Raw genomic sequence first — 26,868 nt, forward strand, 5'->3', positions numbered from 1 at the left:
CTTGCAGCGGCTGGGCAGGGCGGTAAGCTTGGCCCATGTCAAGCGCCGCCCCCCTTTCGATTTTCCTGGCCTCGGAACAGGAAACCGCCCGTTTCGGTGAATGGCTGGCGGCCCGACTGCGCCCCGGCGATACGCTGCTGCTGGAAGGCCAGATCGGCGCGGGTAAAACCCACCTCGCCCGGTCCCTGATCCGTGCCCGGCTGGGGCGGATGGAAGACGTGCCGTCGCCCACCTTCACGCTGGTGCAGACCTATGACGCGGGTGATACCGAGATCTGGCACGCCGACCTCTACCGCCTCAGCCACCCTGATGAGGTGACCGAACTGGGGCTGGAGGCAGCCTTCGATACCGCAATCTGCCTGATCGAATGGCCCGACCGGCTGGGCAGCCTTGCCCCGCCCGGTGCGATGCGGTTGCAGCTTTCGCAGGAGGGCGAGGGGAGGCGGCTTTTGGTTTCCGGTGGCCGCGCCGATCTGCGCGCCGCCATCATGCAGGATTGGCCCGCCGATGCCTGACCGCAGCACCCTCAGCCACGAATTCCTGACCCGCGCCGGTTGGGTCGATGCCAACCGGCGGTTTCTGGCCGGTGACGCCTCGGACCGCAGCTATGACCGGCTGACCCGTGGGGCGGAAACTGCCGTGCTGATGGATGCCCCGCCGGGAAAGGGCGACGACCCCGCCACCTTTATGGCCATCGCCCGCCATCTGACCGGCATCGGCCTGTCGGCGCCGCAAGTGCTGGCCGCAGACCTGACCAATGGATTTCTGCTGCTGGAAGACCTTGGCGACACCCTGTTCGCCCGCCTGACCATGGCCGACCCCAGCCGCGAGCCGGAACTTTACGCCGCCGCCACCGATGTTCTGGTGCATCTGCAACGCCACAAGGCTCCACCAGGCCTGCCCGACCCTTCGGCGCAGGACTGGGCGCAGGCGGCGGCTTTCGCGCTGGACTGGTATCGCTTTGCCATCACCGGAGACCGGATTGATCCCGCCGCTTTCGTGGCGTGCCTGACCGAGGTTCTGACCACTCATGCCGACGGCCCGCGGGTGATGATCCTGCGCGACTATCACGCCGAAAACCTGCTGTGGATGCCCGACCGCGCGGGTCTGGCCCGGGTCGGCCTGCTGGACTTCCAACTGGCGCAGATGGGGCAGCCGGGCTACGATCTGGTGTCGCTGCTGCAAGACGCCCGGCGCGAGGTGACCGAGGTGACCGAGACCGCGATGAAGGCGCGCTTCCGTGCAGCCACCGGTGCCGACGAGATGGCTTTCAGCGCCGCCTATGCCGCGCTGGGCGCGCAACGGGCGCTGCGCATACTCGGCATTTTCGCCCGGCTGTGCCTGCGCGATGGCAAGCGGCACTACGTCGCCCTGATGCCGCGGGTCTGGGGTCAGTTGCAGCGCAATCTGGCGCATCCGGCGCTGGCGCCGCTGGCGCAGATCTGTCAGGACTTGCTGCCCGTCCCCACCCCCGCCCGGCTGGAAAGGATCGCCGCCGCATGCGCCAAACCCCCGACGCCGTGATGATCTTTGCCGCCGGTCTGGGCACCCGCATGGGCGCGTTGACCGCCAACCGGCCGAAGCCGCTGATCCATGTCGCGGGCAAGCCGCTGATCGACCACGCGCTGGAACTGGCCGATACGGCCCGAGTTTCGCGCAAGGTCGTCAACCTGCACTACCTGCCCGAACAGCTTGCCGCGCATCTGGCCCCCCGCCCGGATGTGGCTATTTCCGATGAATTTGCACAGATTCTGGAAACCGGCGGCGGTTTGCGGGCGGCGCTGCCGCTGCTGGGCGACGGGCCGGTGTTCACGTTGAACTCGGATGCGGTCTGGACTGGCCGGAACCCGCTGGACGAATTGCGGAAGGCCTGGGAGCCTGCGCAGATGGACGCCCTGCTGCTGCTTTTGCCAGCAAGCCACGCCATCGGGCATAGCGGCCACGGCGATTTCCTGCTGGACGTGTCGGGCCGCATCACCCGGGCCAAAGGCGCGCCGGGGGCGGTTTATCTGGGCGCGCAGATCATCCGCACCGAGGGCTTGGCGGATATTCCGGCGCAGGTGTTCTCGCTGAACCTGCTGTGGGACCAGATGATTGCCGAAGGCCGGGCTTACGGCATCGTGCATCAGGGCGGCTGGTGCGACGTCGGCCGCCCCGAGGGCATTGCGCAGGCCGAGGCGATGTTGCGGGCCGCCGATGGCTGAACCGATGTTCCCCGACCCCGGCCCCCGCGTGTTCGCCATGGCCCCCGGCGTCGATTTCCCGGCGCAACTGGTGGCCGGTTTGCGGCAACGGTTGCAAGGCCAGCCGCCCGAGGCGATGGCGCGGGTGCAACTTTACGTCAACACCACGCGGATGGCGCGGCGGATCACCGGGCTGTTCACCGCCACGGGCGCCGGTTTCCTGCCGCACATCGGCTTGGTCACCGATCTTTCGCAGCATGTGGCGCTGGCCGGGATACCCGCCGCCATCCCGCCGCTGCGCCGCCGCCTGCAACTGACGCAACTGGTGGCGCGGCTCTTGGATGCGCAACCCGATCTTGCGCCACGGGCCGCGCTTTACGACCTGTCCGACAGCCTTGCGACCCTGCTGGATGAGATGCAGGGCGAGGGGGTTTCGCCCGAAACCATTGCGGCGCTGGATGTCTCGGACCACTCGGCGCATTGGCAGCGCACCCAGAAATTTATGGCCATCGTGCTGCCGTTCTTCGCCAGCACCAGCCGCCCGGATGCCGAAACCCGGCAGCGGCTGGTGGTGCAGGCTTTGGCCGCCGAATGGCAGAAGAACCCGCCGCCGGGGCCGGTGATCGTGGCCGGTTCGACCGGCTCTCGCGGCACCACGGCGCTGTTCATGCAGGCGGTGGCGCGGTTGCCGCAGGGGGCGCTGGTGCTGCCGGGGTTCGATTTCGATATGCCGGCGGCGGTCTGGCAGGGTCTTGGCGACGCGCTGACCGGCGAGGATCATCCGCAATACCGCTTTCACCGGCTGCTGAGCGGTCTGGACCTGTCGCCGACTGATGTGCAGCCCTGGACTGCGGTCAATGCCCCTTCGCCCGCCCGCAACCGGCTGATTTCGCTGTCGCTTCGGCCCGCCCCTGTCACCGACCAATGGCTGATCGAGGGCAAGCGGCTGCACGATCTGGCGCAGGCAACCGCTGCAATGACCCTGATCGCCGCCCCCACCCCGCGGGCCGAGGCGTTGGCGATCGCGCTGATCCTGCGGCAGGCGGCAGAGCAGGGCAAGGTGGCGGCGCTGGTCAGCCCCGACCGCGGCCTGACCCGGCAGGTGACGGCGGCGCTGGACCGTTGGGGCATCCTGCCCGATGACAGCGCCGGGCGGCCTCTGGCGCTTTCGGCGCCGGGGCGGTTGCTCAGGCATGTGGCGGCACTGTTCGGCCAGCGGATGACCTGCGAGGCGTTGCTGACGCTGCTGAAACACCCGCTGACCGCCAGCGGCACTGATCGCGGCGAGCATCTGCGTTTCACCCGCGATCTGGAGTTGAAGCTGCGCAAATACGGCCCGCCTTTCCCCTCGGCGGCGATGCTGACGGATTGGGCGGCGAGGCAAAGCGACCCGGCGGTGCTGCTCTGGGCCGACTGGCTGGTGCAGGCGCTGGACGGGGTGGAAGACGTCGGCAACCGGCCGCTGGCGGACCATGTCGCGCAGCATCTGGCACTGACCGAGGCTTTGGCGCGCGGCCCCGCTGGTCTCGGCACCGGCGAGCTTTGGCTGAAGAAACCCGGCGAGGCGGCACTGGCGGCGGTGCAGGAACTGGCTCGCGAGGCGCCTTATGGCGGCGATCTGACCCCCGCCGATTACCGCGACCTGTTCGAGGCGATCCTGGCGAAAGGCGAGGTGCGCGAGGATGTGCAAAGCCATCCGCAGATCATGATCTGGGGCACGCTGGAGGCGCGGGTGCAGGGCGCCGATCTGGTGATTCTGGGCGGGCTGAACGACGGCATCTGGCCGCAGATGCCGCCGCCCGACCCTTGGCTGAACCGGCAGATGCGGCAAAAAGCGGCTCTGTTATTGCCCGAACGCCGTATCGGCCTGTCGGCGCATGACTATCAGCAGGCGATTGCCGCCACCGAAGTGGTGTTGACCCATGCCACCCGCAATGCCGAGGCGGAAACCGTGCCGTCGCGCTGGCTGAACCGGTTGCAGAACCTGCTGCGCGGCTTGCCCGGGCAGGGCGGGCCACAGGCTTTGGCGGCGATGCAGGCGCGTGGTGCGACATGGCTGCGGCTGGCCGAGGCTTTGGAGACGCCCGCTGCCACCGTTCCCGCCGCCAATCGCCCCGCCCCGCGCCCGCCGGTCGAGGCCCGCCCGGCGCAACTGGCGGTCACTGGTATCCGCACGCTGATCCGCGACCCCTATGCGATTTACGCGCGCACCATCCTGCGGCTGAAGAAACTGGACCCGCTGCGCCAGACCCCGGATGCCCGGCTGCGAGGATCATTGCTGCACGCCATCCTGCAACGCTTCGTGCAGGAACGGCCCGCGGAAACCCGGGCCGAGGCGCGGCTGCGGTTGCTGGAAATTTCCGATCAGGTGATGGCCGAACAGGCGCCCTGGCCTGCCGCCCGCGCGCTGTGGCGGGCACGGCTGGAGCGGGCAGCGGATTTCTTTCTGGCAGCTGATGCAGCGCAGGGCGGCACGTCGGTGATCCTTGAAAGCGGCGGCGCGATTGCGCTTGCGCCGCTGCCCTTCAACCTGACTGCCAAGCCCGACCGCATCGACGCGCTGCCCGACGGGCGGCTGCACATCCTCGATTACAAGACCGGCACGCCGCCCACCGAAAAGCAGCAGGCGCAGTTCGAAAAGCAGTTGCTGCTGGAGGCAGCGATGGCCGAACGCGGCGCTTTTGCCCCCATCGGCGCGCGGCAGGTGGCGCGGATCAGCTATGTCGGGCTTGGCACCTCGCCCAAGCTGGTGGAAACCGAGGTGACCGAGGAACTTCTGGGCAAGGTCTGGGAAGACCTGCACAAGCTGATCGCCCGCTACCTGACCCGCGCGCAAGGCTACGCCGCCCGTCGCGCGGTGTTCGAGGAACGCTTTCCCGGCGATTACGACCACCTCGCGCGTTACGGCGAATGGGAAACCAGCGATGCCCCGGTGCCGGAGGATGTCGGATGACCCGCAATGACGCCAGCGCACGGCAGGTGCAGGCCGCCGATCCGGGCCGCTCGACCTGGCTTGCGGCCAACGCGGGGTCGGGCAAGACCCGGGTGCTGACCGACCGGGTGGCGCGGCTGCTGCTGGAGGGGGTGGAGCCGGGGCGGATTCTGTGCCTGACCTACACCAAGGCCGCGGCTTCCGAGATGCAGAACCGGCTGTTCCGGCGCTTGGGCGGCTGGGCGATGCTGGAGGATGACGCCCTGCGCGCAGCACTGGCCGATCTGGGGGTGGCGGGGGCGGTACAGCCGGAAACCCTTGGCAAGGCACGGCAATTGTTCGCCCGCGCCATTGAGACGCCGGGCGGTCTGCGCATCCAGACCATCCATTCGTTCTGCGCCAGCCTGCTGCGGCGCTTTCCGCTGGAGGCGGGCGTCTCGCCGCAGTTCACCGAACTCGATGACCGTGCTGCCAGCCTGTTGCGTGACGAAATCGTTGACGAATTGGCCGAATTTGGCGCGCCGGAGGCCGTGGCCGATCTGGCCCGCGCCTATACCGGCGAGGATTTCAGCGCGCTGGCGGCTGAGGTGGCAGGCCAGCGCAGGTGGTTTGAACGGCCCTTGAACGACGCCGATTGCCGGGCGCTGTTCGGGCTTCCGAAAGGGCTGACCGCTGAAACCCTGCTGGCGCAGGTGTTTCTGGGCGGTGAGGCAGAGTGGCTGGCGCAGGTCGCCTCGGTCATGGCCACGGGGTCGGCCAATGACGTGAAAGCCGCCGACAAGCTGCGCGCCCTGCGGCTGGAGGTGCCTGATCTGGCGGTTCTGGCCGCGTTGGAAGACGTGCTGCTGACTGGCCCCAAGGCCGCCGAGCCGTTCACCGCCAAGCTGGGCAGCTTTCCCACCAAAGCCACGCAACCCAAGCTCGGTCCGCTGCTGCCCCGGTTGCAAGACCTGATGCGCCGGGTGGAAGCCGCGCGCGAGGATCGGATGGCGCTGCTTGCCGCCGACCGAACCCGCATCCTCCACGCCTTTGCCGCCGCCTTTCTGCCGCGCTATGCCGCCCGCAAGCTGGCACGGGGGGCACTGGATTTCGACGATCTGATCGCCCGCGCCAAGGCCCTGCTCACCGATCCTTCGGTGGCGCAGTGGGTGTTGTTCCGGCTGGATGGCGGCATTGATCACATCCTGGTGGACGAGGCGCAGGACACCTCGCCCGAGCAATGGGATGTGATCCGCCTGTTGGCGCAGGAGTTCACCGCCGGGCGTGGGGCGCGCGACGTGCCGCGCACGATCTTCGTGGTGGGTGACAAGAAGCAGTCGATCTATTCCTTCCAGGGTGCCGATGTCGGCGCGTTCGAGGCGATGCAGAGCCTGTTTCGCGCCAATCTGGCGCAGGTCAACACGCCGTTGCAGGGGCTGGAGCTGGAGTATTCGTTCCGCTCTTCGCCGCTGATCCTGCGGCTGGTCGATCTGACCTTTGACGCCACCACCCATGCCGATGTCGGCGGGAAGGTGAACCACATCGCCTTCAAATCCGCCATGCCGGGGCAGGTGGAACTGTGGCCGGCGCTGGAGCCTTCGGGCAAGCCCGAGGATGGCGACTGGTTCGACCCGGTCGATCTGATCTCCGACGAACATGTGGCGGCGCGGCTGGGGCGGCAGGTGGCGGCGCGGATCAAGAACATGATCGACGCCGGCGTGCAGATCCCCGTCGATGGCGGCGAGCGCCCGGTCCATGCCGGTGATTTTCTGGTGCTGGTGCGGCGGCGGTCTGCGGTGTTTGCCGAGATCATCCGCGCCTGCAAGGCCGCCGGTCTGCCGATTGCCGGGGCTGACCGGCTGAAGCTGGGCGGTGAAATGGCGGTGAAGGATCTGGCCTCGCTGCTGGCGTTTCTGGCGACGCCCGAGGATGATCTGGCGCTGGCCGAGGTGTTGCGCTCGCCGCTGCTGGGCTGGACCGAGGGCCAGCTTTACACGTTGGCGCAGGGGCGGACCGGTTATCTGTGGCAGGCGTTGCGGCAGGCCGATGCACCGGAAACCTTGGCAATCCTGCACGACCTGCGCGATCAGGCCGATTTCCTGCGGCCTTTCGACCTGATCGAGCGGGCGCTGACCCGGCATGACGGGCGGCGGCTTCTGCTGGCGCGGCTGGGGCCGGAGGCCGAGGATGGCATTGACGAACTGCTGTCGCAGGCGTTGGCCTATGAGCGCAACGATGTGCCCAGCCTGACCGGGTTCCTGAGCTGGTTGCAGACCGATGATGTCGAGGTCAAGCGTCAGGCCGACAGTGCCGGGCGGCGCATCCGGGTGATGACGGTGCATGGCGCCAAGGGGTTGGAGGCGCCGATCGTCATCCTGCCCGATACCGCCGACCATGCCCCGCGCGATCGGGCCGAGCTTTACCGGCTGGCCGATGGCAGCATGATCTGGAAAACCGCCGCCGAGGACAGCCCGGCCCCGACCCGCGAGGCCCGCGAGGCAAGGCGGCTGGCGGCCGAGGCGGAAAGCCTGCGGCTTTTGTATGTGGCGATGACCCGGGCGCAATGCTGGCTGATGGTGGCCGCGGCGGGCAAGGTCAGTGGTGCTTCGTGGCACGACCGTATCCGCGCCGGGATGATGGCAGCGGGGGCCGAGGCGGCGGTGGGAGGCGGCTTGATCTTGCGCGGTGGCGTGTGGCCGGAAAACGCGCCGCGTGCGGGGATTTCTGCGGCCGACTTGCCAGCCCTGCCCGACTGGGCGCAACGCCACGCGCCGGTGCCGCCGACAGCTGAAAAGCCGCTGTCGCCGTCCGATCTGGGTGGCGCCAAGGTGCTGCCGGGTGACCTTGCGGGCGACACGGCGGCGGCCAAGCTGCGCGGCACAAGGTTGCATCTGCTGCTGGAGCATTTGCCGGGACAAGACCCGGCGCTGTGGCCCGCGCTGGCCGAAAGCCTGCTGGCCGAGGCCGAGGATCGTCTGGCGTTGCTGGCCGAGGCGACAACGGTGCTGACCGCGCCTGATCTGGCACCGATTTTCGCCGCTGACGCGCTGAAAGAAGTCTCTGTTACCGCGGAAATCGACGGAAAACGCCTTTACGGCACCATCGACCGGCTGATCCTTTTGCCGGATCGGGTGCTGGCGATCGACTACAAGTCCAACAGCGTGATACCTGCCACTTCGGCGCAGGTGCCGGAAGGCCTGCTGCGACAAATGCGAGCCTATGCGGCGGCTTTGGCGCAGATTTACCCCGACCGGCGGGTGGAAACCGCGATCCTGTGGACCGCCACCGCCCGGCTGATGCCGGTTCCCTAAACCGCCCGGATCAGCGCCGAAATCCGCGCCACTGCCCGCGCCACCAGCCCGGCATCGCCCCGCGCCTCGACGTTCAGCCGCAACAACGGCTCGGTGTTCGAGGACCGCAGGTTCAGCCGCCAGTCGGCAAAAGTCAGGCTGACGCCATCGGTATCGTCGCGCGACAAGGCCTGACACTCCAGCGCCGCGACCACGGCGGCAACTGCTGCGGCGGGGTTTTCCAGCCGGAAGTTGATCTCGCCCGAGGACGGAAACCGGGCCATCCGTTCCGCCAGCAGGTCGGCCAGCGGCATCCCGCGCCGCCCGACCAGTTCGGCGATCAACAGCCAGGGGATCATGCCGCTGTCGCAGGCCATGAAATCGCGAAAATAGTGGTGCGCCGACATCTCGCCGCCGTAAACCGCCCCGGTGTCGCGCATCACCTGCTTCAGGAACGCATGGCCGGTGCGCGCCATCACTGCTTGGCCACCAGCCCGCGCCACCACGTCCTGCGTGTTCCAGATCACCCGCGGATCATGCACGATGGTGGCGCCGGGTTCGCAGGCCAAAAACGCCTCGGCCAGCAGGCCGACAATGTATTCGCCCGGGATGAAGCGGCCCAGATGGTCGAACAGAAAGCAGCGGTCGAAATCGCCATCCCAGGCCACGCCCATGTCGGCCCCCGCCGCCAGCACCGCCTGCGCCGTGACGGGCTGGTTTTCCGGCAGCAGCGGGTTGGGGATGCCGTGCGGAAAACTGCCGTCGGGGGTATGGTGCAGTTTCACGAAGCGCAGCGGCGCGGCCCGGGCGGCAAGTTCGGCCTCGATGGCGTCAAAGGTCGGGCCGGCGGCACCGTTTCCGGCGTTGACCAGAATGGTCATCGGCCGTAGCGCCGGGATGTCGATCAGGCCCAGAACAGTCTCTATATAGGACTTTCTGGCCCCCAAAGCCTCGTGCAAACTGCCCGGCACTGCTTGCGCGAAATCGCCGCTTTCGGCCAGCGCCTTTACTGCCGCCAGTCCGGTTTCGGCATCCAGCGGCGCCGAAGCGGCCCGCACCATCTTCATGCCGTTGTAATCCATCGGGTTGTGCGAGGCGGTGACCTCGATACCGCCATCCGCGCCCAGATGCGTCACCGCGTGATACATCTCTTCGGTGCCGCACAGGCCGAGGTCCAGCACATCGGCACCCGCCGCGATCAGCCCTTCAGTCGCCGCCGTGGTCAGCGCCACTGAGGATTCCCGGCAATCACGCCCGATCACCACCCGCCTCGCCCCCAGCGTCTGCGCGAAGGCCCTGCCGATGCGGCGGGCGATATCTTCGTTCAGTTCCGCCCCAAGGCGACCGCGGATGTCGTAGGCTTTGAAGCAGGTCAGGGTCATGGTGGGTCCATGGTTGGGCATCAAAGTCATACGCGGTTTTACCGGGAAACGGAAAATCTTTCCCGCATCACCGCTGCGTGAGGTCACGCGGCAGTGAGTTGCCGGGCGGTGTCTTTGACCGCAGGGTAGGGAAAACCCGAAAGGATTGTCATGAAAACCTATCTCTTTGCCTTGATAACAGCGCTTGGTCTGGCCAGTGCCGCCAGTGCCGCCACCGAAAAGGCGCTGCTGGCAGGCGGCTGTTTCTGGTGCATGGAGTCGAATTACGAAAGTGTTGCGGGGGTCAGCGGCGTGGTGTCGGGCTATACTGGCGGACCCGAGCAGAACCCGACCTACGAGCAGGTCAGTTCGGAAACCACCGGCCATTACGAGGCGGTCGAGGTGACGTTCGACCCCGCCGTGGTCAGCTATGCCGAGATCATGCGGCTGTTCTTCCGCTCCATCGACCCGACCGATGCCGAGGGCCAGTTCTGCGACCGCGGGCCCAGCTATCGCTCGGCGGTTTTCGTCTCTAACACCGCGCAAAAGGCCATTGCCGAGGCGGCGAAGGCCGAGGCGGAAGCGGCGCTGGGGCGGCAGATCGTGACGCCGATCCTGAATGCCGGCGCCTTCTGGCCCGCCGAAGAATATCATCAGGATTACTACAAGGGCGGCAGTCTGGTGCTGACCCGCGGCGGGCCGAAAAAGCAATCCAACGCCTACAAGTTCTACCGCGAGGGCTGCGGGCGCGATGCCAGGGTCAGGCAGCTTTGGGGCGATCAGACGGCTTTCGCGCACTGATCATTCGGCAACCAGCGCCGTGCCATCGGCGCGCAGCACCACCCGTTGCCCGGCGTCCAGGCGCAGCCAGTCTGACGCCACACCGCCGGGCCAGATCACCCGCACCTCGGCGCTTTTCGCCGATCCCAGCCCGAAATGCAGCGGCCCGGCCTGACCCGAGCCATGGCCGCCGCCCACCGTAATCTCGACCGCCTGCACCGCGTCACCGCTACGGACCTCGACCCAGGCGCCCACTGCGCGGCTGTTCACCGCCTCCTGCCGCGGCTCGACCTCCAGCCAGGTGCCGGTGCCTTCCGTCGCGTTCTGCCAAACCTCCATCGGCGCGCGGCGGTTCATCACCACGATATCCAGACGCCCGTCGCCATTCAGATCAACCAGCCCGGCCCCGCGCGAGCGGTGCAGCGTTGCCACCCCCGCCGCATCGGCCTTTTCGACAAATGTGCCATCCGCTTGCTGCATCAGCAGGTTGTTGGGGTCGCGCATGGCGTTCGAAGGCATCTCCTGCACATTGCCCTTGGCGATGAACAGGTCGCTGCGACCGTCATTGTCGATATCGCCGAACTCGGCATGCCAGCCGGTGGAGGGGCGGCCATCGTCGCCCAGAAACGGCCGCTGGGCATAGGTGCCGATGCTGTAGGGCGCGTTGTGCAACCGGCCGCCACCCTCGTTGATCTGCAACAACTGATCGGCCATCGAGGTCAGCATCACCTCGGGCAGCCCATCGCCGGTGATGTCGCGGCTGGCAATGCCCATGCCCCACAGCGAGACGTGTTTCCAGCCCTCGGCCTCGGTGTATTCGGCCAGCGGGTTCAGGTGGAACATCTGCTCATAGCCGCCGCGGACATAGTAATGCCGGTCGTTCGAGATGCGCAGATCGGCCACGCCGTTGCGCTGCCAGTCGGAAATCAGCATCGACAGCGCGCAATAGCCGGGGTCGAGCAGGGTGGGTTGGCCGTAGCGGCGGCCTTCGGGGCGGTGCAGTTCGTTGACATCGCAGGCCTCGAACGGGCCGTCCTTGCGGGTTCGGTCAACGTAGTTGCCGATCACCAGTGTCGGCCAGACCTGGCCATCCTCCCAAGTGGCGGTGAACGAGGTGGACCAACGGTCGCCCGCCACAAATCCCCAGTCGGCGGTGGAATCGGTAAAGGCGCACTCCGGCCCGCCTTTCAGCAGCAGATTCGGCCCGACCCGCAGCACCACCAGGTCCAGCCAGCCATCGTTGTCGATGTCGATGGGCCAGGCGCCGGTGACGCCTTTCAAATCGGGCAGGGTGCCTGCGGTAAAGGCGATGTCGGCGCCGGGTTCAGGTGTGGCATTGACGTAAAGCCGCGCCGGGTTGGTGCCGCCTGCGGTGAACAGGTCGGGCTTGTGGTCGGCGTTGCAGTCCAGCACAGCCACGCCGCCGCCGACAAAATGCTCCCAGTCGCCATCATAGACCTGCGGCACCGGCAGGGCGGCGGCGCGGTCGATGAAGGCGGGGTCGGCCAGCGCGGTGCCGGGCAGGGTGGCCAGAACCAGCAGCAGTCTCATTGCGCAGCAATCTCCCGGTAAGGCGCCACCAAGCCCTCGGAAACCGCCGAAAGCGCCAATGCCGCCGCGCCATGCGCCCACAGCAGGTCGCCCCAGGCATGGATTTCAATCGGTGCGCGGGGGCGGCCAGTGGCGATCGACAGGTTTTCCATCTCGGCCAGGGTTTCGGCGGCGTAAAGGTAGTCGTAGCGCATCCGCTCGCCCGACAGGATGATCAGCGCGGGGTCGAACAGGTTCACCACGTTGGAAAGCCCCACCGCAAGGTAACGCCCGGCGCGGCGAAAGATCGACCGCGCGGCAGAGTTGCCGGCCTTGGCATGATCATACAGGCTTTCCAGCAGCACATTGATCGACTGGCCTTCCTTGTGGCTCCAGTTCAGCGCAATCGTCGCCTCGCGCGCCAGCGCATAGTCGGCGACATAAGCCTCCAGACAGCCGCGCTGACCACAGCGGCACAGCGCGCCGTCCAGTTGCACCTTGGTATGGCCCAGTTCCATTCCCAAGCCCTGACCGCCGCGATAGATGCGGTGATTCAGCACATAGCCCATGCCGACGCCGTGCTCGATGGTCACCACGGCAAAATCGGAAAGCGCGCGCCCGGCGCCGAACCACAGTTCCGCCAGCGTCACCAGATTGGCATCGTTATCGACATGCACCGGCAGCCCCAGCCGCGCCGTGGCCGCCTGCGCCAACGGCACCAGTCGGTCGGTCAGCACCGAGGACCAATGCACCACCCCCGCCTCGCAATCGACAAAGCCGGGCACGCCAAGGCCCAGCGCGCTAAGATCGGCAGGCGCCATCCCGGCCTTGGCGCAGACCCGGACCAGCAGCGTCGCCATCGCATCCAGCAGTTCCGGCAAGGCCATCGCCCCGGGGCGTCGCGGGATCACGTCATCGGCAATCAGGTTGCCCGCGAAATCGACAATCACCGCGGTGTGCTCGCGGTCCGAAAGCTTCATCCCGGCCACCCGATGCGCGCTGGCCCGCACGCCCAGCGCCACCGCAGGCCGCCCGCGCCCCTGATCGCCATCGCGCGGGGCGGCGACTTCTTCGATCAGCCCGGCCTCGATCAGTTCCGAGGTGATGGTGGTGACCGACGCCGGCGAAACCCCCAGCTCCTTGGCCAGTTGCACGCGGGGAATCAGCCCCGCCGCCCGCACCCGTTCGAACACCTGCTGGCGCAAGGGACGGGTGGTTTCCGACAGCGGCGGAATCAGCGGGCCGCAGCCTTGCGACGCCTTGTTGCGGGCGGCTTTTCGCAGTTGCGGCATCATTTCTTAGGCTCCCGAACAAAAAACCCGGCAAATTCTTCGCCAACCGCCCAATTTATGCTGCATGGCAGCGAAAACGCGGGGAATACGTTAGCGCTGTCAGCTTTGACCAGCATTTTTATTTTGACAACTGAAATTATTAGCGGCACCTTCCTGCCGTGCCGACGAATCCGTCGGACCGGCCATTCGCTGGCCGCATCCACAGGGAGGATAAACATGCGTAATGCAGTTCTTTTGGCGGTGCTTGCCGCCGCCGGGTTTTCGTCGGCAGCCCTTGCCGAAGGTCTGACCGTTGGCGTGTCGTGGTCGAACTTCCAGGAAGAGCGTTGGAAAACCGATGAAGCCGCGATCAAGGCCGCCCTTGACGCTGCCGGTGCCACCTATGTTTCGGCGGATGCGCAAGCGTCTTCGGCCAAACAACTTTCCGACATCGAGGCGCTTCTGGCCCAAGGCGTTGACGCGCTGATCGTGCTGGGCATGGATACCGCCGCCGTGGTTCCGGGCGTGCAGGCCGCGGCCGACGCCGGTGTGCCGGTCATCGCCTATGACCGCCTGATCGAAGACAACCGCGCCTTCTATCTGACCTTCGACAACGTCGAGGTTGGCCGGATGCAGGCCGCTGCCGTTCTGGCCGCTGCCCCCAAGGGCCGCTATGTGATGATCAAGGGCTCGAACACCGACCCGAACGCCGACTTCCTGCGCGGCGGCCAGCAAGAAGTGCTGCAAGCAGCGATCGACGCGGGCGACATCACCATCGTTGGCGAAGCCTACACCGATGGCTGGAAGCCGGAAAATGCCCAGAAGAACATGGAGCAGATCCTGACCGAAACCTCGAACGGGGTTGATGCGGTCGTGGCGTCGAACGACGGCACTGCCGGGGGCGCGATTGCCGCGCTGACCGCGCAGGGCATGGTGGTTCCGGTCTCCGGGCAAGATGGCGACCATGCCGCGCTGAACCGCGTGGCAGCGGGCACCCAGACGGTTTCGGTCTGGAAAGACGCGCGTGATCTGGGCAAGGCCGCGGGCGAGATTGCCGTGGCTCTGGCTGGCGGCACTGCTCCCGATGCCATCACCGGCGCGGTGAAGTTCACCACCCCGGGCGGCAACGAGATGAACGCGATGTTCCTGAAGCCGGTTCCGATCACCAAGGACAATCTGGCTTTGGTCGTCGATGGCGGCTGGATCACCAAGGAAGCGCTGTGCCAGGGCGTGACCGCCGGTCCGGCGCCTTGCAACTGATCGGCTGACGATCTGAACCTTCATCGCTCCGGCCTTCGGGTCGGGGCGATTTCTGGTGCCGCGCGGCCCATGCGGCAACGCCTCGCTTGCAAGGACAGACCATGACCGACGCGGCCTCCAATTCCCCCAAATCCGAACACAAACCCCAGTCCGAAGCCAAGCGCAGCCTGTTGCAGACGCTGGAAGTCGATACCCGCCTGCTGGGCATGATCGGCGCGTTTCTGGTGATCTGCCTGTCGTTCCAGTTCTGGACCGGCATCCGCGCCATGCCGGTGTTCGTGCCGAACCCGCTGGAATGGCTGTCTGCCGGACGCTTCTTCGTGCCGCAGAACACCTTCAACATCACCATCCAGACCGTGTCGGTGGCGATCATGGCCGCGGGCATGGTGTTCGTGATCGTGATGCGACACATCGACCTGTCGGTAGGGTCGCTGCTGGCGCTGTGTTCCTCGGTGATGGCGGTGTTTCAGACCCAGATCATGCCGAACACCTTCGGCTTTGGCCTTGAACACCCGCTGACCGCGCCGCTTTCGGTGCTGGTGGGCATCCTGACCGGGGTGATTGTCGGCAGCTTTCAGGGCTGGCTGATCGGTTATCAGCGTATCCCGAGTTTCATCGTCACCCTGGGCGGGTTGCTGATCTGGAGCCGGGTTGCCTATTTCATCGCCGGTGGCCAGACGGTCGGGCCGCTGGACGGCACCTTCCTGATGCTGGGCGGCACCAACGGCACCATCGGCGTGACCGCTTCGTGGATTCTGGGGGCGATTGCTGCGGCGGGGGCGGTGTATGGCCTGATCAAATCGCGCCGCGCCCGGGCGGGGCATGGCTTTCCGGTCAAGCCGGTCTGGGCCGAAGCCGCCCTTTCGGCCATCGCCGTCGCGGCCATCCTGGGCTTTGTGGCGCTGCTCAATTCGAACGAGGTTCCCACCGCCCGTCTGCGCCGCCTGTTCGCCGCCCGTGGCGAGACGATGCCCGAGGGGTATACCGAATTCTACGGAATCCCGATTTCGGTGCTGCTGCTGCTGATCGTGGCGCTGGTGCTGACGGTGATGTCCTCGCGCACCCGGCTGGGGCGCTATATCTACGCCACCGGTGGCAACCCCGACGCGGCCGAGCTTTCGGGCATCAACACCCGGCTGCTGACCGTCAAGGTGTTCGGCCTGATGGGCGGGCTGTGCGGCATCTCTGCCGCCGTCGCCTCGGCCCGGTTGTCGAACCATTCGCTCGACCTCGGCTCGCTGGACGAGTTGCGGGTGATCGCCGCAGCGGTGATCGGCGGCACGGCGCTGGCCGGTGGCATGGGCACGGTTTACGGTGCCATTCTGGGCGCGCTGATCATGCAATCGCTGCAATCGGGCATGGCGATGGTGGGCGTCGATGCGCCGTTCCAGAACATCGTCGTCGGCATGGTGCTGGTGCTGGCGGTGTGGATCGACATCCAGTATCGCAAACGGACGGGGGTGTAAGATGACCACCAACAAGCCAACACCGCTGGTCGAGATGCGCGACATCTCGATCGCCTTTGGCGGCATCCGGGCGGTGGACCACGTGTCGGTCGATCTGCACCCCGGCGAGGTTGTCGGTCTGCTGGGCCATAACGGCGCCGGCAAATCGACGCTGATCAAATGCCTGTCGGGGGCCTATCATGCCGATTCCGGCCAGATCCTGATCAACGGCAAGCCGGTCACCATCAACAACCCGCGCGACGCAAGGGCGCAGAACATCGAGACGATCTATCAGACGCTGGCGCTGGCCGACAACCTGACCGCCTCGGCCAACCTGTTTCTGGGGCGCGAGCTGATCACCGGGGCAGGTTTTGTCGATGACGCGCAGATGGAGGCGGAAACCCGCAAGATCATGGGCCGCCTGAACCCCAACTTCCGCAAGTTCAACGTGCCGGTTTCGGCGCTGTCGGGCGGGCAGCGGCAGTCGGTGGCCATCGCGCGGGCGGTGTATTTCAACGCGAAAATCCTGATCATGGACGAGCCGACCGCCGCCCTTGGGCCGCAGGAAACCCAGATGGTCGCGGAATTGATTCAGGAGCTGAAGGCGCAGGGCCTGGGGATTTTCCTGATCGAGCATGACATCCACAACGTGATGAAGCTGTGCGACCGCGCCTCGGTGATGAAGAACGGGCAGTTGGTCGGCACGGTGAACATCGCCGATGTGACCGACGAGGATATTCTGGGCATGATCATCATGGGCAAGAAACCGGCGAAGGCCGCGTGATGTATATCGGGCTGGACCTGGGCACCTCGGGGCTGAAGGGTATTCTGATTGATGCGCGCCAGCGGGTGCTGGCCGAGGCGACCGCGCCGCTGACCGTGCAGCGCCCGCATGAGGGCTGGTCGGAGCAATCGCCGGCCGACTGGATCGCCGCTGCGGAAACCGTGCTGGATGCGCTGGCTTCGGCGCATGCGCTGGCCTCGGTGAAGGCCATCGGGCTGTCGGGGCAGATGCATGGCGCGACGCTGCTGGATGCCTCGGACGAGGTGCTGCGGCCCTGCATCCTGTGGAACGACACCCGCAGTTTTGCCGAGGCCGCAGATCTGGACGCCGACCCGCAGTTTCGCCGGGTGACCGGCAATATCGTCTTCCCCGGCTTTACCGCGCCGAAGCTGCTGTGGGTGCAGCACCACGAGCCGCGCTTGCGCGACAGGGTAGCCAAGGTATTGCTGCCAAAGGATTATCTGCGGCTATGGCTGACCGGCGAGCATGTGGCCGAGATGTCGGATGCCGCCGGAACAAGCTGGCTGGATACCGGGGCGCGCGACTGGTCGGATGATCTTTTGACCGCGACGGGCCTCAGCCGCAGCCAGATGCCGCGGTTGGTGGAAGGCTCGGCGGTGTCGGGCACGCTGCGGGGTGAACTGGCGTCGCGCTGGGGGCTATCGCGCAAGGTGGTGGTGGCGGGCGGTGGCGGCGACAATGCCGCCTCGGGCGTTGGCGTCGGCGTGGTGCGGGCGGGCGAGGCGTTCGTGTCGCTTGGCACCTCGGGCGTACTGTTTGCCGCCAATGACGGTTATCAACCGGCGCCGGAGACCGCCGTGCACACCTTCTGCCATGCGCTGCCCGATACCTGGCACCAGATGGGGGTGATCCTTGCCGCCACCGATGCGCTGAACTGGTATGCCGGGCTGGTGGGCGAAACTGCCGTCAGCCTGACCCATGCCATGGGGCCATTGCAGGCGCCCGGAAAGGCGCTGTTCCTGCCCTATCTGGGTGGCGAGCGCACGCCGTTGAACGATGCGGCCATCCGTGGGGCCTTCCTTGGGTTGGAACACGCCACTGACCGCGCCGCGGGCACTCGGGCGGTGCTGGAAGGCGTGACCTTCGCCATCCGCGATTGCCGCGATGCGCTGGCCGCCACCGGCACCAAGCTGGAACATCTGATCGCCGTTGGTGGCGGCTCTAAATCCGACTACTGGCTTGCCGCCATCGCCACGGCGCTGGATTGCCCGGTGCAACTTCCCGCCGCCGGTGATTTCGGCGGGGCCTTCGGTGCCGCGCGTCTGGCCATCATGGCCGCCACTGGTGCCGGGGCGGAAATTGCCACGCTGCCGCCAATCTCGCGGGTGATCGAGCCCGACCCTGCCCTTTCAGCGGCGTTCGATGCGGGCCACGCCCGCTACCGCGCCGCACAAACCGCCATAAGGAGCCTGCCATGACCGATTTCTTCAAGGGCATCCCCGCCGTCAAGTTCGAAGGGGCAGACAGCACCAACGAATTCGCCTTCCGCCATTACAACCCCGATCAGGTGTTGCTGGGCAAGCCGATGAAGGATCATCTGCGTTTTGCCGTGGCCTGGTGGCACAGCTTTGCCTGGCCGGGCGGCGACCCGTTCGGCGGCCAGACCTTTGATCGCCCGTGGTTCGGGGACAGCATCGCCCACGCGAAACTGAAAGCCGACGTGGCCTTCGAGATGTTCGACATTCTGGGCGCGCCGTTCTTCTGTTTCCACGATGCCGACATCCGCCCCGAGGGTGCGACTTTCGCCGAAAGCAAACGCAATCTGGAGGAAATCGTCGATTACATCGGTGAGAAGATTACCGGATCAAAGACCCGGCTGTTGTGGGGCACCGCCAACCTGTTCTCGCACCGCCGCTTCATGTCGGGGGCGGCCACCAACCCTGACCCGGACGTGTTCGCCTGGTCGGCGGCGACGGTGAAAAGCTGCATGGATGCCACGCTGAAACTGGGCGGGCAGAACTATGTGCTGTGGGGCGGCCGCGAGGGTTACGAGACGCTGCTGAACACCAATCTGGGGCTGGAGGCCGAACATGCCGGCCGCTTCCTGCAGATGGTGGTCGATTACAAATACAAGATCGGCTTCAAGGGCGCGATCCTGATCGAGCCGAAGCCGCAGGAACCTTCGAAGCATCAGTATGACTATGATGTGGCCACGGTTTACGGCTTCCTCAAGCGCTTCGGGCTGGAAAAGGAAGTCCAGGTCAATATCGAGCAGGGCCATGCCATTCTGGCGGGACATTCATTCGAACACGAGATCGCGCTGGCCACCAGCCTGGGGATTTTCGGCTCGATCGACATGAACCGAAACGATTACCAGTCGGGCTGGGATACCGACCAGTTCCCCAACAACCACGCCGAAAAGGCGCTGGCTTTCTATGAAATCCTGCGGGCGGGCGGCTATACCACCGGCGGCACCAACTTTGATGCCAAGGTGCGGCGGCAAAGCCTTGATCCGGCAGACCTGATCCTGGCGCATGTCGGCGGCATGGACACCTGCGCGCGGGCGCTGAAATCCGCCGCGGCGATGCTGGAGGGGGGCGAGTTGGAAGCCGCCCGCCGCGCCCGCTATGCCGGGTGGGAGGCGCCGGCGGCGCAGGCAATGCTGAAAAGCGATCTGGCCGCGATTTCCGCCGACGTGTTGGCCCGCGGCATCGACCCGCAACCGGTATCTGGCAAGCAGGAACGGCTGGAAAACCTGTGGAACCGCTATATCTGACTGGTCAGGGGGCGCTTTACGGCGCCCCTAATGCGGCCTTGAATACGGAATTTCGGCATTGACGGCGGCGCCAAGCAGCACCGACCAGACGCTGAGATAAAGCCAGCTGAGCAGCGCGATCACCGCGCCGATCGAGCCGTAAATCCGGTTGTAGCTGTTGAAATTCGCCAGATATGCCGACAGCGCGATCGACACCATCGCCCAGACCAGCGCCGCCAGGAACGCGCCGGGAATAACCCGGTGCACCCGGCGCTGCGGCGTGTTGGGGCCGAAGCGGTAAAGGATGATCAGGCAGGACATCAGCAGCAGCACCATCGCGCCCCAGGGTAGCGCCAGCAGCATCCAGCCCTCCAGCACGCCCAAGGTCACGAAGTTCAGCACCAGCGGCACGATCACCACCGTGGCCAGCGCCACCAGCACCGTGGTGATCAGCGACATGGTCATCACGAACTCCACCCACCAGCCCTGCAACAGCCCGCGCGGGGTGGCGCGATGCACCACGTCCAGCCCCTGGATCAGCGCCGAAATTCCCGCCCGCGCCGAATAGACCGCGATGCCCAGCGACAGCAGCGTGGCCCAGCCCAGATGCACCTTCGGCGTGGTGATCAGCGCGGTGATCTGGTCATGCACCAGAACGGCAGCATCATGCGGCAGAAACTCGTCGGCGACCTTCACATAGGACGAAATCACCGAAGGGTCGGATACGAGGCTCCAGATCGCGATGGTGGCGGTCAGGCCGGGAAACAGCGCGAACATCGCATAGAAGGCGACTCCGGCCGAGATCAGGCCGAAATGGCTGTTCTCCATCCGCAGCCAGACCGACCAGAGGAAAGACCCTGCATGTTTAGCCCTGCGCCGCATCTGGTTTCCCTTCGTGAACAGCATGGCGCTTGCGCAACCCAAGGGCAACTTGCATGCATCAGTTCGATGTGGTCATTTGCCGCAAAGCAAAGGAAATCCGATGACCTACCACCCCGCCGAAGACCGCTATTCGAAGATGATCTATCGCCGTTGCGGCCGGTCGGGGTTGCAACTGCCGGCGGTGTCGCTGGGGCTGTGGCACAATTTCGGCCATGACACGCCGCATGCTACCAAGCGGGCGATCTGTCAGACGGCGTTCGATCTGGGCATTACCCATTTCGATCTGGCCAACAACTACGGCCCGCCCCCCGGCAGCGCCGAGGAAGCCTTTGGCGAGATTCTGAAGACCGATTTCGCCGGTTACCGCGACGAGCTGATCATCAGCTCCAAGGCCGGTTACGACATGTGGGCCGGGCCTTACGGCGAATGGGGCTCGCGCAAGTATCTGATCGCGTCCTGCGACCAGTCGCTGAAGCGGATGGGGCTTGATTACGTCGATATCTTCTATTCGCACCGCTTTGATCCCGCAACGCCGCTGGAGGAAACCATGGGCGCGCTGGATCAGATCGTGCGGTCGGGCCGGGCGCTGTATGCCGGAATCTCCAGTTACAACTCCGAGAAAACCCGTGAAGCGGTGGCGATCCTGCGCGATCTGGGCACGCCCTGCGTGATCCATCAGCCCAGCTACAACATCCTGAACCGCTGGGTGGAACATGACGGGCTGAAGGAGACGCTGGCCGAGCTTGGCGTCGGCTCCATCGCCTTCACGCCGCTGGCGCAGGGGATACTCAGCCGCAAATACCTGAACGGCATTCCCGCAGGCAGCCGGGCTTCGCAGGGCAAGAGCCTGGACCCGGCCACCATCACCCCGCGGGCGATTGAAAGCGTGCGGGCACTGGATGCGATGGCACAGGCGCGCGGGCAGACGCTGGCGCAGATGGCGATTGCCTGGGTGCTGCGCGGCGGCATGATCACCACGGCGCTGATCGGCGCCTCGCGCCCCGAACAGGTGACCGATTGCGCCGGGGCCATCGGCAATCTGGAGTTCACCGCCGCGGAATTGGCCGAGATCGACCGCCTTGCCGCCGAAGAGGACATCAACCTCTGGGCACGCTCGTCTGCCTCGGAATGACACCTGCCGCCGGTCTGGCCGACAGGGTGGAGCCTCCGGCGGGGATATTTAAGAACAGATGAAAGCACTGGGGTGTTTTTGCTGGTCTGAATACCCGCGCCGAAGGCATCCGAAGGCCCAATCATGTGGTGCCTGTCAGGATTTGCGCCGCCACCCGGCTGCGGTTTCCAGCGTATGGGCAAAGGATTTCACCCCGGCATCCGACCCCAGCCCCGAGGCCACCAGCCCGGCAACACCTTGGGCGAACAGCACCGCCTGTTCGGGGTTCATCTTGTGGTGAAGTGCTGTAATGAAGCCCGCATCAAAGCCGTCGCCGCAGCCGGTGGTATCCACCACCTGGATGTCATAGGCCGGCACATGCATCCGGGTGCCATCGGCCGAGGCATAGTAGGCGCCGTCGCCGCCAAGGGTGAACACGCAGGTCTTGGCGCCCTTGTCCAGATAGAAGGCGGCGCAATCCTGCACCGATGCCTGGCGCGACATGTCGCGGGCTTCCTCGATGGAAGGCATGAAATAGTCAATATGCGGCAAGAGCGGCAGCACCAGTTCGCGGGTCTCATAACTGGCGGCGATCAGGTCGAAGGTGACGGTGCAGCCGCGTTTCTTGGCCTCTTGCAGCAAGACCACGCTGCGCGGGCCGTCGAGCTTTTTCAGCAACCCGGTGCCGCCCAGATGCACGATGGGCGCGTCGAACACCTGATCATACATCGCAGGCGCCACATCGAAATGATCGGACGCGCCGCGCACATGCAGCGCGGGCCGGTCACCGTTGGGCCGCACGTTCAGAATGGTGGCCGAGGTCGGAACCCCGGTCAGCCGCTGCATGGCGCTGGTGTCGATGCCGAACCGCCCCATGGTGTCGATGACGAAATCGCCCTTCTCGTCATCGCCTACCGCGCCCACGGCCAGACTTTTCAGCCCCAACTTGGCGGTGTTGACCACCACGCCACCGGCGGTTCCCGCCACCGTCAGGCGAATTTCCTCGATGAATTCGACATTGCCGCGCTCGGGGATGTGCGTGACCGGACGGCCAAGGATATCAAGGATGTAAAGACCGATCACCGAAACGTCGTAGCGCATTCCGCCCTCCCTGGCGTGGCGCGTGCGGTCAGCCCGCCACGCGGTTTCCGTCCACAAACAAGATCACTCTGGCATGCGGCACGCTCAGATGCACTGTGTCCCCAAGCCCCACCGGCGGCGCGCCAGCGGTGTTGACCTTGACCTTGGCTCCATCGACCCGCACCGTGGTCAGATACCGCCCGGCAATGCCCACCGCCTGATCGACCAGCACGCCCGGCACGCTACCCGGCCCCGGTTCGGCGCTCATCTCCACCCGTTCGGGGCGGATGCCGATGGTTATTTCGCCTTGCGGCAGATGCGACGGTGCGGGCAGCGGTTGCGCCAGAATCGGCGAGGCGATGCCGCCGGTCTGCCGCGTGGCGGGAATGAAGTTCATCCCCGGATTGCCCATGAACCAGCCGCCAAACGCCGTGCTGGGCTGGGAATACAGCACGTGCGGGCCGTCATATTGCAGGATCTTGCCATCCTTCATCAGCGCGATCTTGTCGGCCAGCGTCATCGCCTCGGTCTGGTCGTGTGTGACGTAAACGATGGTCTGGCGCAGCCGCCGCGTGACCTGCTTGAAGGCGTGGATCAGTTGCAACTTGGCGTTGACGCCCATGTTGGTGGTCGGCTCGTCGAACAGCACAATCTCGGATTGCCGCGCCACCGCCCGGCCGATTGCCACCTTCTGGCGGCTGCCGATATCAAGATCCTCGATGAAAGCGCGGGCCATCGGGCGCATGTCAAGCACGTCCAGCACCTCGTCAACCCGGCGCTGGCGTTCGGCGGGGCTGACGGATTTGTCATATTTCATCGGCAGATTCAGGTTTTCTGAAACCGACAGCGTCGGGTACATCACCGGATACTGGAACACCATGCCGACATTGCGCTTGCCCGGCGGCAGGCGGGTCACGTCCTTGCCGCCGAACAGGATGCGCCCCGAGGTGGGTTGCTCCAGCCCCGCCAGCATCCGCATCAAGGTGGTCTTGCCGCAGCCCGAGGGGCCCAAAAGGCAGGCCACCTCGCCATCGGCAAAGCTCATGTCGATGTCGTCCACTGCCGCCAGCGCGCCAAAGCGTTTGGTCACATGGTCGATGATGATCTCAGCCATGGGCATCCGCCTTTTGCAAACCATCGCGGCGCGCACCCGTGGTGGCATCGAACAGCAGCACCGACGCGGGGTCGATGCTGACGCCCACCATGGCGTCGATCTCGGGCGGGTCGTTGTCCAGCAGCAGCATGGCGGCGGTCAGCGGCTGGCCGTCCAGGTCCAGATAGACCACCGCCTCGCCGCCGAGGTTTTCCACCAGCGTCACCCGCGCCGGTTGGCCCGCTGGCCCCAGCCGGACATGTTCGGGGCGGATGCCCAGAACCACATCGCCACTGCCCTCGGCGGCAAAGCGCAGCGGCCCGGCGACAAGCTGCCCACCGCCCAGCTTTCCCGGCAGCAGATTGGCATGGGGAAAACCGATCAGATCCAGCGCCCGAGCCACGGCGGGGTTGTGGTAAACCTCGGCCGGAGGGGCGCATTGCAGGATGCGGCCATGGTCGATCACCGCCAGCACCTGCGCCATCGACAGCGCCTCCAGCGAATCCGAGGTGGCGTAAAGGAAGGTGGCGCGCAACTCTTCGCGCAGGCCTTTCAACTCATCCATCAACCGCTCGCGCAGCTTGTAGTCCAGCCCCACCAGCGGGTCGTCCAGCACGAAAATCTCGGCGTCTTTCAGCAAGCCGCGCGCCACCGCCACCCGCTGCTTTTCGCCACCCGAAAGCTGGTCGGGGGTCTTGGCCAGCAGGTGTGTGATCGACAATATCCCCGCCGTGCGGTCCACCCGTTTGGCAATCTCGTCACGTGGAAACCGCGCCAGCGTCAACGGATAGGCCATGTTCTGCGCCACCGTCAGATGCGGATAAAGCGCAAAGTTCTGCGGCACATAGCCGACCGGGCGCTGTGCGGGCGGCGATTTGGCAATATCGCGCCCCGCCAGCAATATCTGCCCGGCATCCGGCGCCTCCAGCCCCACCAGAATACGGAACAGCACCGATTTTCCCGATTTCGGCGGGCCGCACAGCACGGTGAAACTGCCGGCCTCGACCGTCAGGTCAAGCCGGTCCAGCGCCTTGGTCTTGCCATAGCTTTTGGCGATGCCGCGGAATTCAAGCGTCATGCGTCACCGTCCAAGCTGCGAGAAGGTCGGCACCAGCAGGATGCCGATGCCGAACACCGTGGCGATCACGGCCAGGATAATGGCGATGAAACGCAGGCTGGCCCAGACCCCGGCATCTTTCCGCAGATTGCCCACAGCGATCTGCAACAGGGTCGAGATCACTAGGATCGACAGCCCGACCCGGTAGATCGTGACGCTGTAACGCTGCGCGATCAGCACGATGCCCAGGCACAGCCCGACGATCAGCGCCATCTCCAGCCGTTCGGGAAAGCTGCGGGAATGTTTCATGGCTACACCTCGCCCCGCACCGTGCCGAAGGTCATGCCGACCAGCAGGTATTTCTGGAAAATGAAGATGAACACGATCGGCAGCACCATGTAGATCGAGGTCATGGCGGAAATGAACGTCCAGTTAAGCCCGCCATCGGAATAGGTGCCCACCATCAGCGCATAGGGGATGTTCTGGGTGTTCACCCCGCCGATGATGAAGTTGAACAGGTATTCATTCCACACGAAGATCAGGTTGAAGATGAAGGCGGCAATCAGCCCCGGCCGCACCTGCGGCAGCACCACCTTGAAGATGATGTGCATCCACGACCCGCCGTTCACCAGCCCGGTCTCGTCATAGCGGGTGGATACGCCGTCCAGAAACCCCTTCAGGATCCACACCGAGAACGGGATCGAGAACATGGCGTAGAACAGCAGCAGCCACAGGTGCGAGTCCTTCCAGCCGAAGGCCACATACATCAGGAACACCGGCAGGATCACCGCTGGCCCCGGCAACATGCGGATCGACAGCAAGAGGAACATCAGGAAATCGGTGCCGCGCGGCTTGAAGCGCGAAAAGCAGAAGGCCGCAAGGAACGACACCACCACCGCCACGATCACCGCGCCCAAGGACAGGAACACCGAATTGGCGATCTGCTTGAAGATGCCGTCATTGGCAAACAGCGCGCGGTAATTGTCGAAGGTCGGCGAGAACAGCAGCTTCGGCGGCATCGCCAGAATCTCGTTCTGGGTCTTGAACGACGACAGCACGATCCAGCCGATTGGCGCAAAGAAGCACAGGCTGATCAGCCACAGGATGCCATAGTAAAGCGTGGCGCGCAGGCGGGTCATTCTTCGGCCTCCTTGCGGCGGCGCAGGTTCAAGACGTAGATGAACACCGAGGTCATGGCGATGGAGATCAGCAGCAAAAGCACCGCATAGGCCGACGACCAGCCCATGTTGAAGCTTTCGAACGACTGCTTGTTCAGTTCCAGCGCCACCAGCCGCGTGCTTTGCCCCGGCCCGCCCTTGGTCATCGGGATGATCAGATCAAGGGTCTTGAAACTGTCGATGGTGCGCAGAAGGATGCCCAGCATCATGATGAACTTGCCGTGGTGCCAGATCACCAGCGACAGCCGCCGCAGATAGGGCACGCGGTCGATCTCGGCGGCCTCCAACTCGGCTTTCGGCACCGAACCCAGGGCCGCGAGCGTCATCAGCGTCATGAACGGCGTCCACATCCAGCTATCGACCGCCAGCACCGCCCAGAAGGCGATCTTCGGGTTGCCCAGAAAATCAATCGGCGCCATGCCGAAACCGTCGCGGGCGATGTAGTTCAGCACGCCGAAGGTCGGGTCATAGATGAAGCGGAAGAAGGTGCCGGTCGCCACTGGCGTCAGAACCATCGGCGCGAACAGCAGCGTCAGCGCGATCCGCCGCCCGGGCATGTTCTTCGACCCCCAGAACAGGAACCCCAGCGCCGCCCCCAGCAGGGTCTGGAAGGTCACGCCGCAAATCACAAAGGTGAAGGTGCGCGACAGGTCGAACCAGATCGAATTCTTGCCGTTGAAGATCGCCACGAAGTTCTTGAAGCCGATGAACTCGGGTGGCATGCCGCTGGTCAGCGAGTGGTTGTAGAACGACAGGCCCAGCAGCCACAGCGTCGGGATGGTGTTGAACACCACGAAGAACGTCACCACCGGCGCCAGCAGAATGAACACCCGCGTTCTGGGGTTGTCCATCAGCCGCCCGCGGCCTTGGGGTCGCATTCCTGGGGACATTCAATCGCCTCGATCAGATCACCGGAGGCCAGGCTCCGCTTTGCAT

Annotated in this window: 22 protein-coding genes; 12 read left to right on the forward strand and 10 right to left on the reverse strand. The window is 65.5% G+C overall.

Translation table 11 applies throughout. From position 1 onward, the window contains the following. Positions 1–35: 35 nt before the first annotated feature. From tsaE to addA, 5 genes are read left to right on the forward strand one after another with little or no spacing between them, the layout of a single operon-like run. Entirely contained in the window at positions 36–515 is a 480-nt protein-coding gene (tsaE, locus tag RSW2DRAFT_RS08830; protein WP_008030116.1) for a tRNA (adenosine(37)-N6)-threonylcarbamoyltransferase complex ATPase subunit type 1 TsaE, read from the forward strand. Further along, the gene (locus RSW2DRAFT_RS08835) at positions 508–1,524 is read left to right on the forward strand and encodes an aminoglycoside phosphotransferase family protein (RefSeq protein WP_008030118.1); all 1,017 of its coding nucleotides are present in this window, start codon (positions 508–510) and stop codon (positions 1,522–1,524) included. The genes tsaE and RSW2DRAFT_RS08835 overlap by 8 nt, the downstream gene beginning before the upstream one ends. Next, the gene (locus RSW2DRAFT_RS08840) at positions 1,500–2,204 is read left to right on the forward strand and encodes a nucleotidyltransferase family protein (protein ID WP_008030121.1); all 705 of its coding nucleotides are present in this window, start codon (positions 1,500–1,502) and stop codon (positions 2,202–2,204) included. The genes RSW2DRAFT_RS08835 and RSW2DRAFT_RS08840 overlap by 25 nt, the downstream gene beginning before the upstream one ends. Before the next feature lie 4 nt (positions 2,205–2,208). After that, the gene (gene addB / locus RSW2DRAFT_RS08845) at positions 2,209–5,136 is read left to right on the forward strand and encodes a double-strand break repair protein AddB (RefSeq protein ID WP_040671896.1); all 2,928 of its coding nucleotides are present in this window, start codon (positions 2,209–2,211) and stop codon (positions 5,134–5,136) included. Further along, positions 5,133–8,405: a double-strand break repair helicase AddA gene (gene addA / locus RSW2DRAFT_RS08850; protein WP_008030127.1), complete on the forward strand. Its 3,273-nt coding sequence runs from the start codon at positions 5,133–5,135 to the stop codon at positions 8,403–8,405. The genes addB and addA overlap by 4 nt, the downstream gene beginning before the upstream one ends. Here the strand turns inward: addA and RSW2DRAFT_RS08855 are convergent. Next, the gene (locus RSW2DRAFT_RS08855) at positions 8,402–9,766 is read right to left on the reverse strand and encodes a phosphohexomutase domain-containing protein (protein WP_008030129.1); all 1,365 of its coding nucleotides are present in this window, start codon (positions 9,764–9,766) and stop codon (positions 8,402–8,404) included. The two genes, addA and RSW2DRAFT_RS08855, sit on opposite strands and share 4 nt — an antisense overlap. Positions 9,767–9,916: 150 nt before the next feature. Between RSW2DRAFT_RS08855 and msrA the strand changes: the two genes are divergently transcribed. After that, positions 9,917–10,546, forward strand: coding sequence for a peptide-methionine (S)-S-oxide reductase MsrA (msrA, locus tag RSW2DRAFT_RS08860; RefSeq protein WP_008030132.1), 630 nt, complete (start codon positions 9,917–9,919; stop codon positions 10,544–10,546). On the opposite strand, the gene RSW2DRAFT_RS08865 is transcribed toward msrA, so the two are convergent. After that, positions 10,547–12,076 (reverse strand): CRTAC1 family protein, encoded by a 1,530-nt coding sequence (locus RSW2DRAFT_RS08865; protein WP_008030134.1) that lies wholly within the window; start codon positions 12,074–12,076, stop codon positions 10,547–10,549. Then, positions 12,073–13,350 (reverse strand): ROK family transcriptional regulator, encoded by a 1,278-nt coding sequence (locus RSW2DRAFT_RS08870; protein WP_008030136.1) that lies wholly within the window; start codon positions 13,348–13,350, stop codon positions 12,073–12,075. Before RSW2DRAFT_RS08870 ends, RSW2DRAFT_RS08865 begins: the two co-directional genes overlap by 4 nt. Before the next feature lie 213 nt (positions 13,351–13,563). On the opposite strand from RSW2DRAFT_RS08870, the gene xylF reads away from it, so the two are divergent. From xylF to xylA, 5 genes are all read left to right on the forward strand, one after another. Next, the gene (xylF, locus tag RSW2DRAFT_RS08875; protein ID WP_008030138.1) at positions 13,564–14,586 is read left to right on the forward strand and encodes a D-xylose ABC transporter substrate-binding protein; all 1,023 of its coding nucleotides are present in this window, start codon (positions 13,564–13,566) and stop codon (positions 14,584–14,586) included. Between the two features lie 101 nt (positions 14,587–14,687). After that, positions 14,688–16,052: a sugar ABC transporter permease gene (locus RSW2DRAFT_RS08880; RefSeq protein WP_008030140.1), complete on the forward strand. Its 1,365-nt coding sequence runs from the start codon at positions 14,688–14,690 to the stop codon at positions 16,050–16,052. A 1-nt stretch (position 16,053) separates the two neighbouring features. Next, positions 16,054–16,815, forward strand: coding sequence for an ATP-binding cassette domain-containing protein (locus RSW2DRAFT_RS08885; protein WP_008030142.1), 762 nt, complete (start codon positions 16,054–16,056; stop codon positions 16,813–16,815). Beyond that, positions 16,815–18,254 carry a xylulokinase gene (gene xylB, locus RSW2DRAFT_RS08890; protein ID WP_008030143.1) on the forward strand — a complete coding sequence of 480 codons (1,440 nt, stop codon included), beginning with the start codon at positions 16,815–16,817 and terminating at the stop codon, positions 18,252–18,254. The genes RSW2DRAFT_RS08885 and xylB overlap by 1 nt, the downstream gene beginning before the upstream one ends. Beyond that, a complete protein-coding gene (xylA, locus tag RSW2DRAFT_RS08895; protein ID WP_008030146.1) occupies positions 18,251–19,552 on the forward strand; it encodes a xylose isomerase in 1,302 nt (433 codons plus the stop codon). The genes xylB and xylA overlap by 4 nt, the downstream gene beginning before the upstream one ends. Positions 19,553–19,579: 27 nt before the next feature. Here the strand turns inward: xylA and RSW2DRAFT_RS08900 are convergent, their stop codons facing one another. Further along, positions 19,580–20,413 carry a YihY/virulence factor BrkB family protein gene (locus tag RSW2DRAFT_RS08900; protein ID WP_008030148.1) on the reverse strand — a complete coding sequence of 278 codons (834 nt, stop codon included), beginning with the start codon at positions 20,411–20,413 and terminating at the stop codon, positions 19,580–19,582. Between the two features lie 100 nt (positions 20,414–20,513). On the opposite strand from RSW2DRAFT_RS08900, the gene mgrA reads away from it, so the two are divergent. Next, entirely contained in the window at positions 20,514–21,545 is a 1,032-nt protein-coding gene (mgrA, locus tag RSW2DRAFT_RS08905) for an L-glyceraldehyde 3-phosphate reductase (protein WP_008030150.1), read from the forward strand. Positions 21,546–21,680: 135 nt separating this feature from the next. Here the strand turns inward: mgrA and RSW2DRAFT_RS08910 are convergent, their stop codons facing one another. Genes RSW2DRAFT_RS08910 through RSW2DRAFT_RS08935 form a run of 6 tightly spaced genes read right to left on the reverse strand, consistent with a single transcriptional unit; the run spans position 21,681 to position 26,783 of the window. Next, positions 21,681–22,625 carry a carbohydrate kinase family protein gene (locus RSW2DRAFT_RS08910; protein ID WP_008030152.1) on the reverse strand — a complete coding sequence of 315 codons (945 nt, stop codon included), beginning with the start codon at positions 22,623–22,625 and terminating at the stop codon, positions 21,681–21,683. Between the two features lie 28 nt (positions 22,626–22,653). Further along, complete coding sequence (locus tag RSW2DRAFT_RS08915) at positions 22,654–23,718, reverse strand: ABC transporter ATP-binding protein (protein WP_008030153.1); 1,065 nt, start codon at positions 23,716–23,718, stop codon at positions 22,654–22,656. Continuing rightward, positions 23,711–24,775, reverse strand: coding sequence for an ABC transporter ATP-binding protein (locus RSW2DRAFT_RS08920; protein WP_008030154.1), 1,065 nt, complete (start codon positions 24,773–24,775; stop codon positions 23,711–23,713). The genes RSW2DRAFT_RS08915 and RSW2DRAFT_RS08920 overlap by 8 nt, the downstream gene beginning before the upstream one ends. Positions 24,776–24,778: 3 nt before the next feature. Continuing rightward, a complete protein-coding gene (locus RSW2DRAFT_RS08925) occupies positions 24,779–25,063 on the reverse strand; it encodes a hypothetical protein (RefSeq protein ID WP_008030156.1) in 285 nt (94 codons plus the stop codon). A 2-nt stretch (positions 25,064–25,065) separates the two neighbouring features. After that, positions 25,066–25,893 (reverse strand): carbohydrate ABC transporter permease, encoded by an 828-nt coding sequence (locus RSW2DRAFT_RS08930; protein WP_008030158.1) that lies wholly within the window; start codon positions 25,891–25,893, stop codon positions 25,066–25,068. Further along, on the reverse strand, positions 25,890–26,783 hold the full coding sequence (locus RSW2DRAFT_RS08935; RefSeq protein WP_198008086.1) for a carbohydrate ABC transporter permease: 894 nt from the start codon (positions 26,781–26,783) through the stop codon (positions 25,890–25,892). Before RSW2DRAFT_RS08935 ends, RSW2DRAFT_RS08930 begins: the two co-directional genes overlap by 4 nt. Between the last annotated feature and the right edge of the window lie 85 nt (positions 26,784–26,868).

The sequence above is a fragment of the Rhodobacter ferrooxidans genome, assembly GCF_000176015.1.
GTDB lineage: Bacteria > Pseudomonadota > Alphaproteobacteria > Rhodobacterales > Rhodobacteraceae > Pseudorhodobacter_B > Pseudorhodobacter_B ferrooxidans.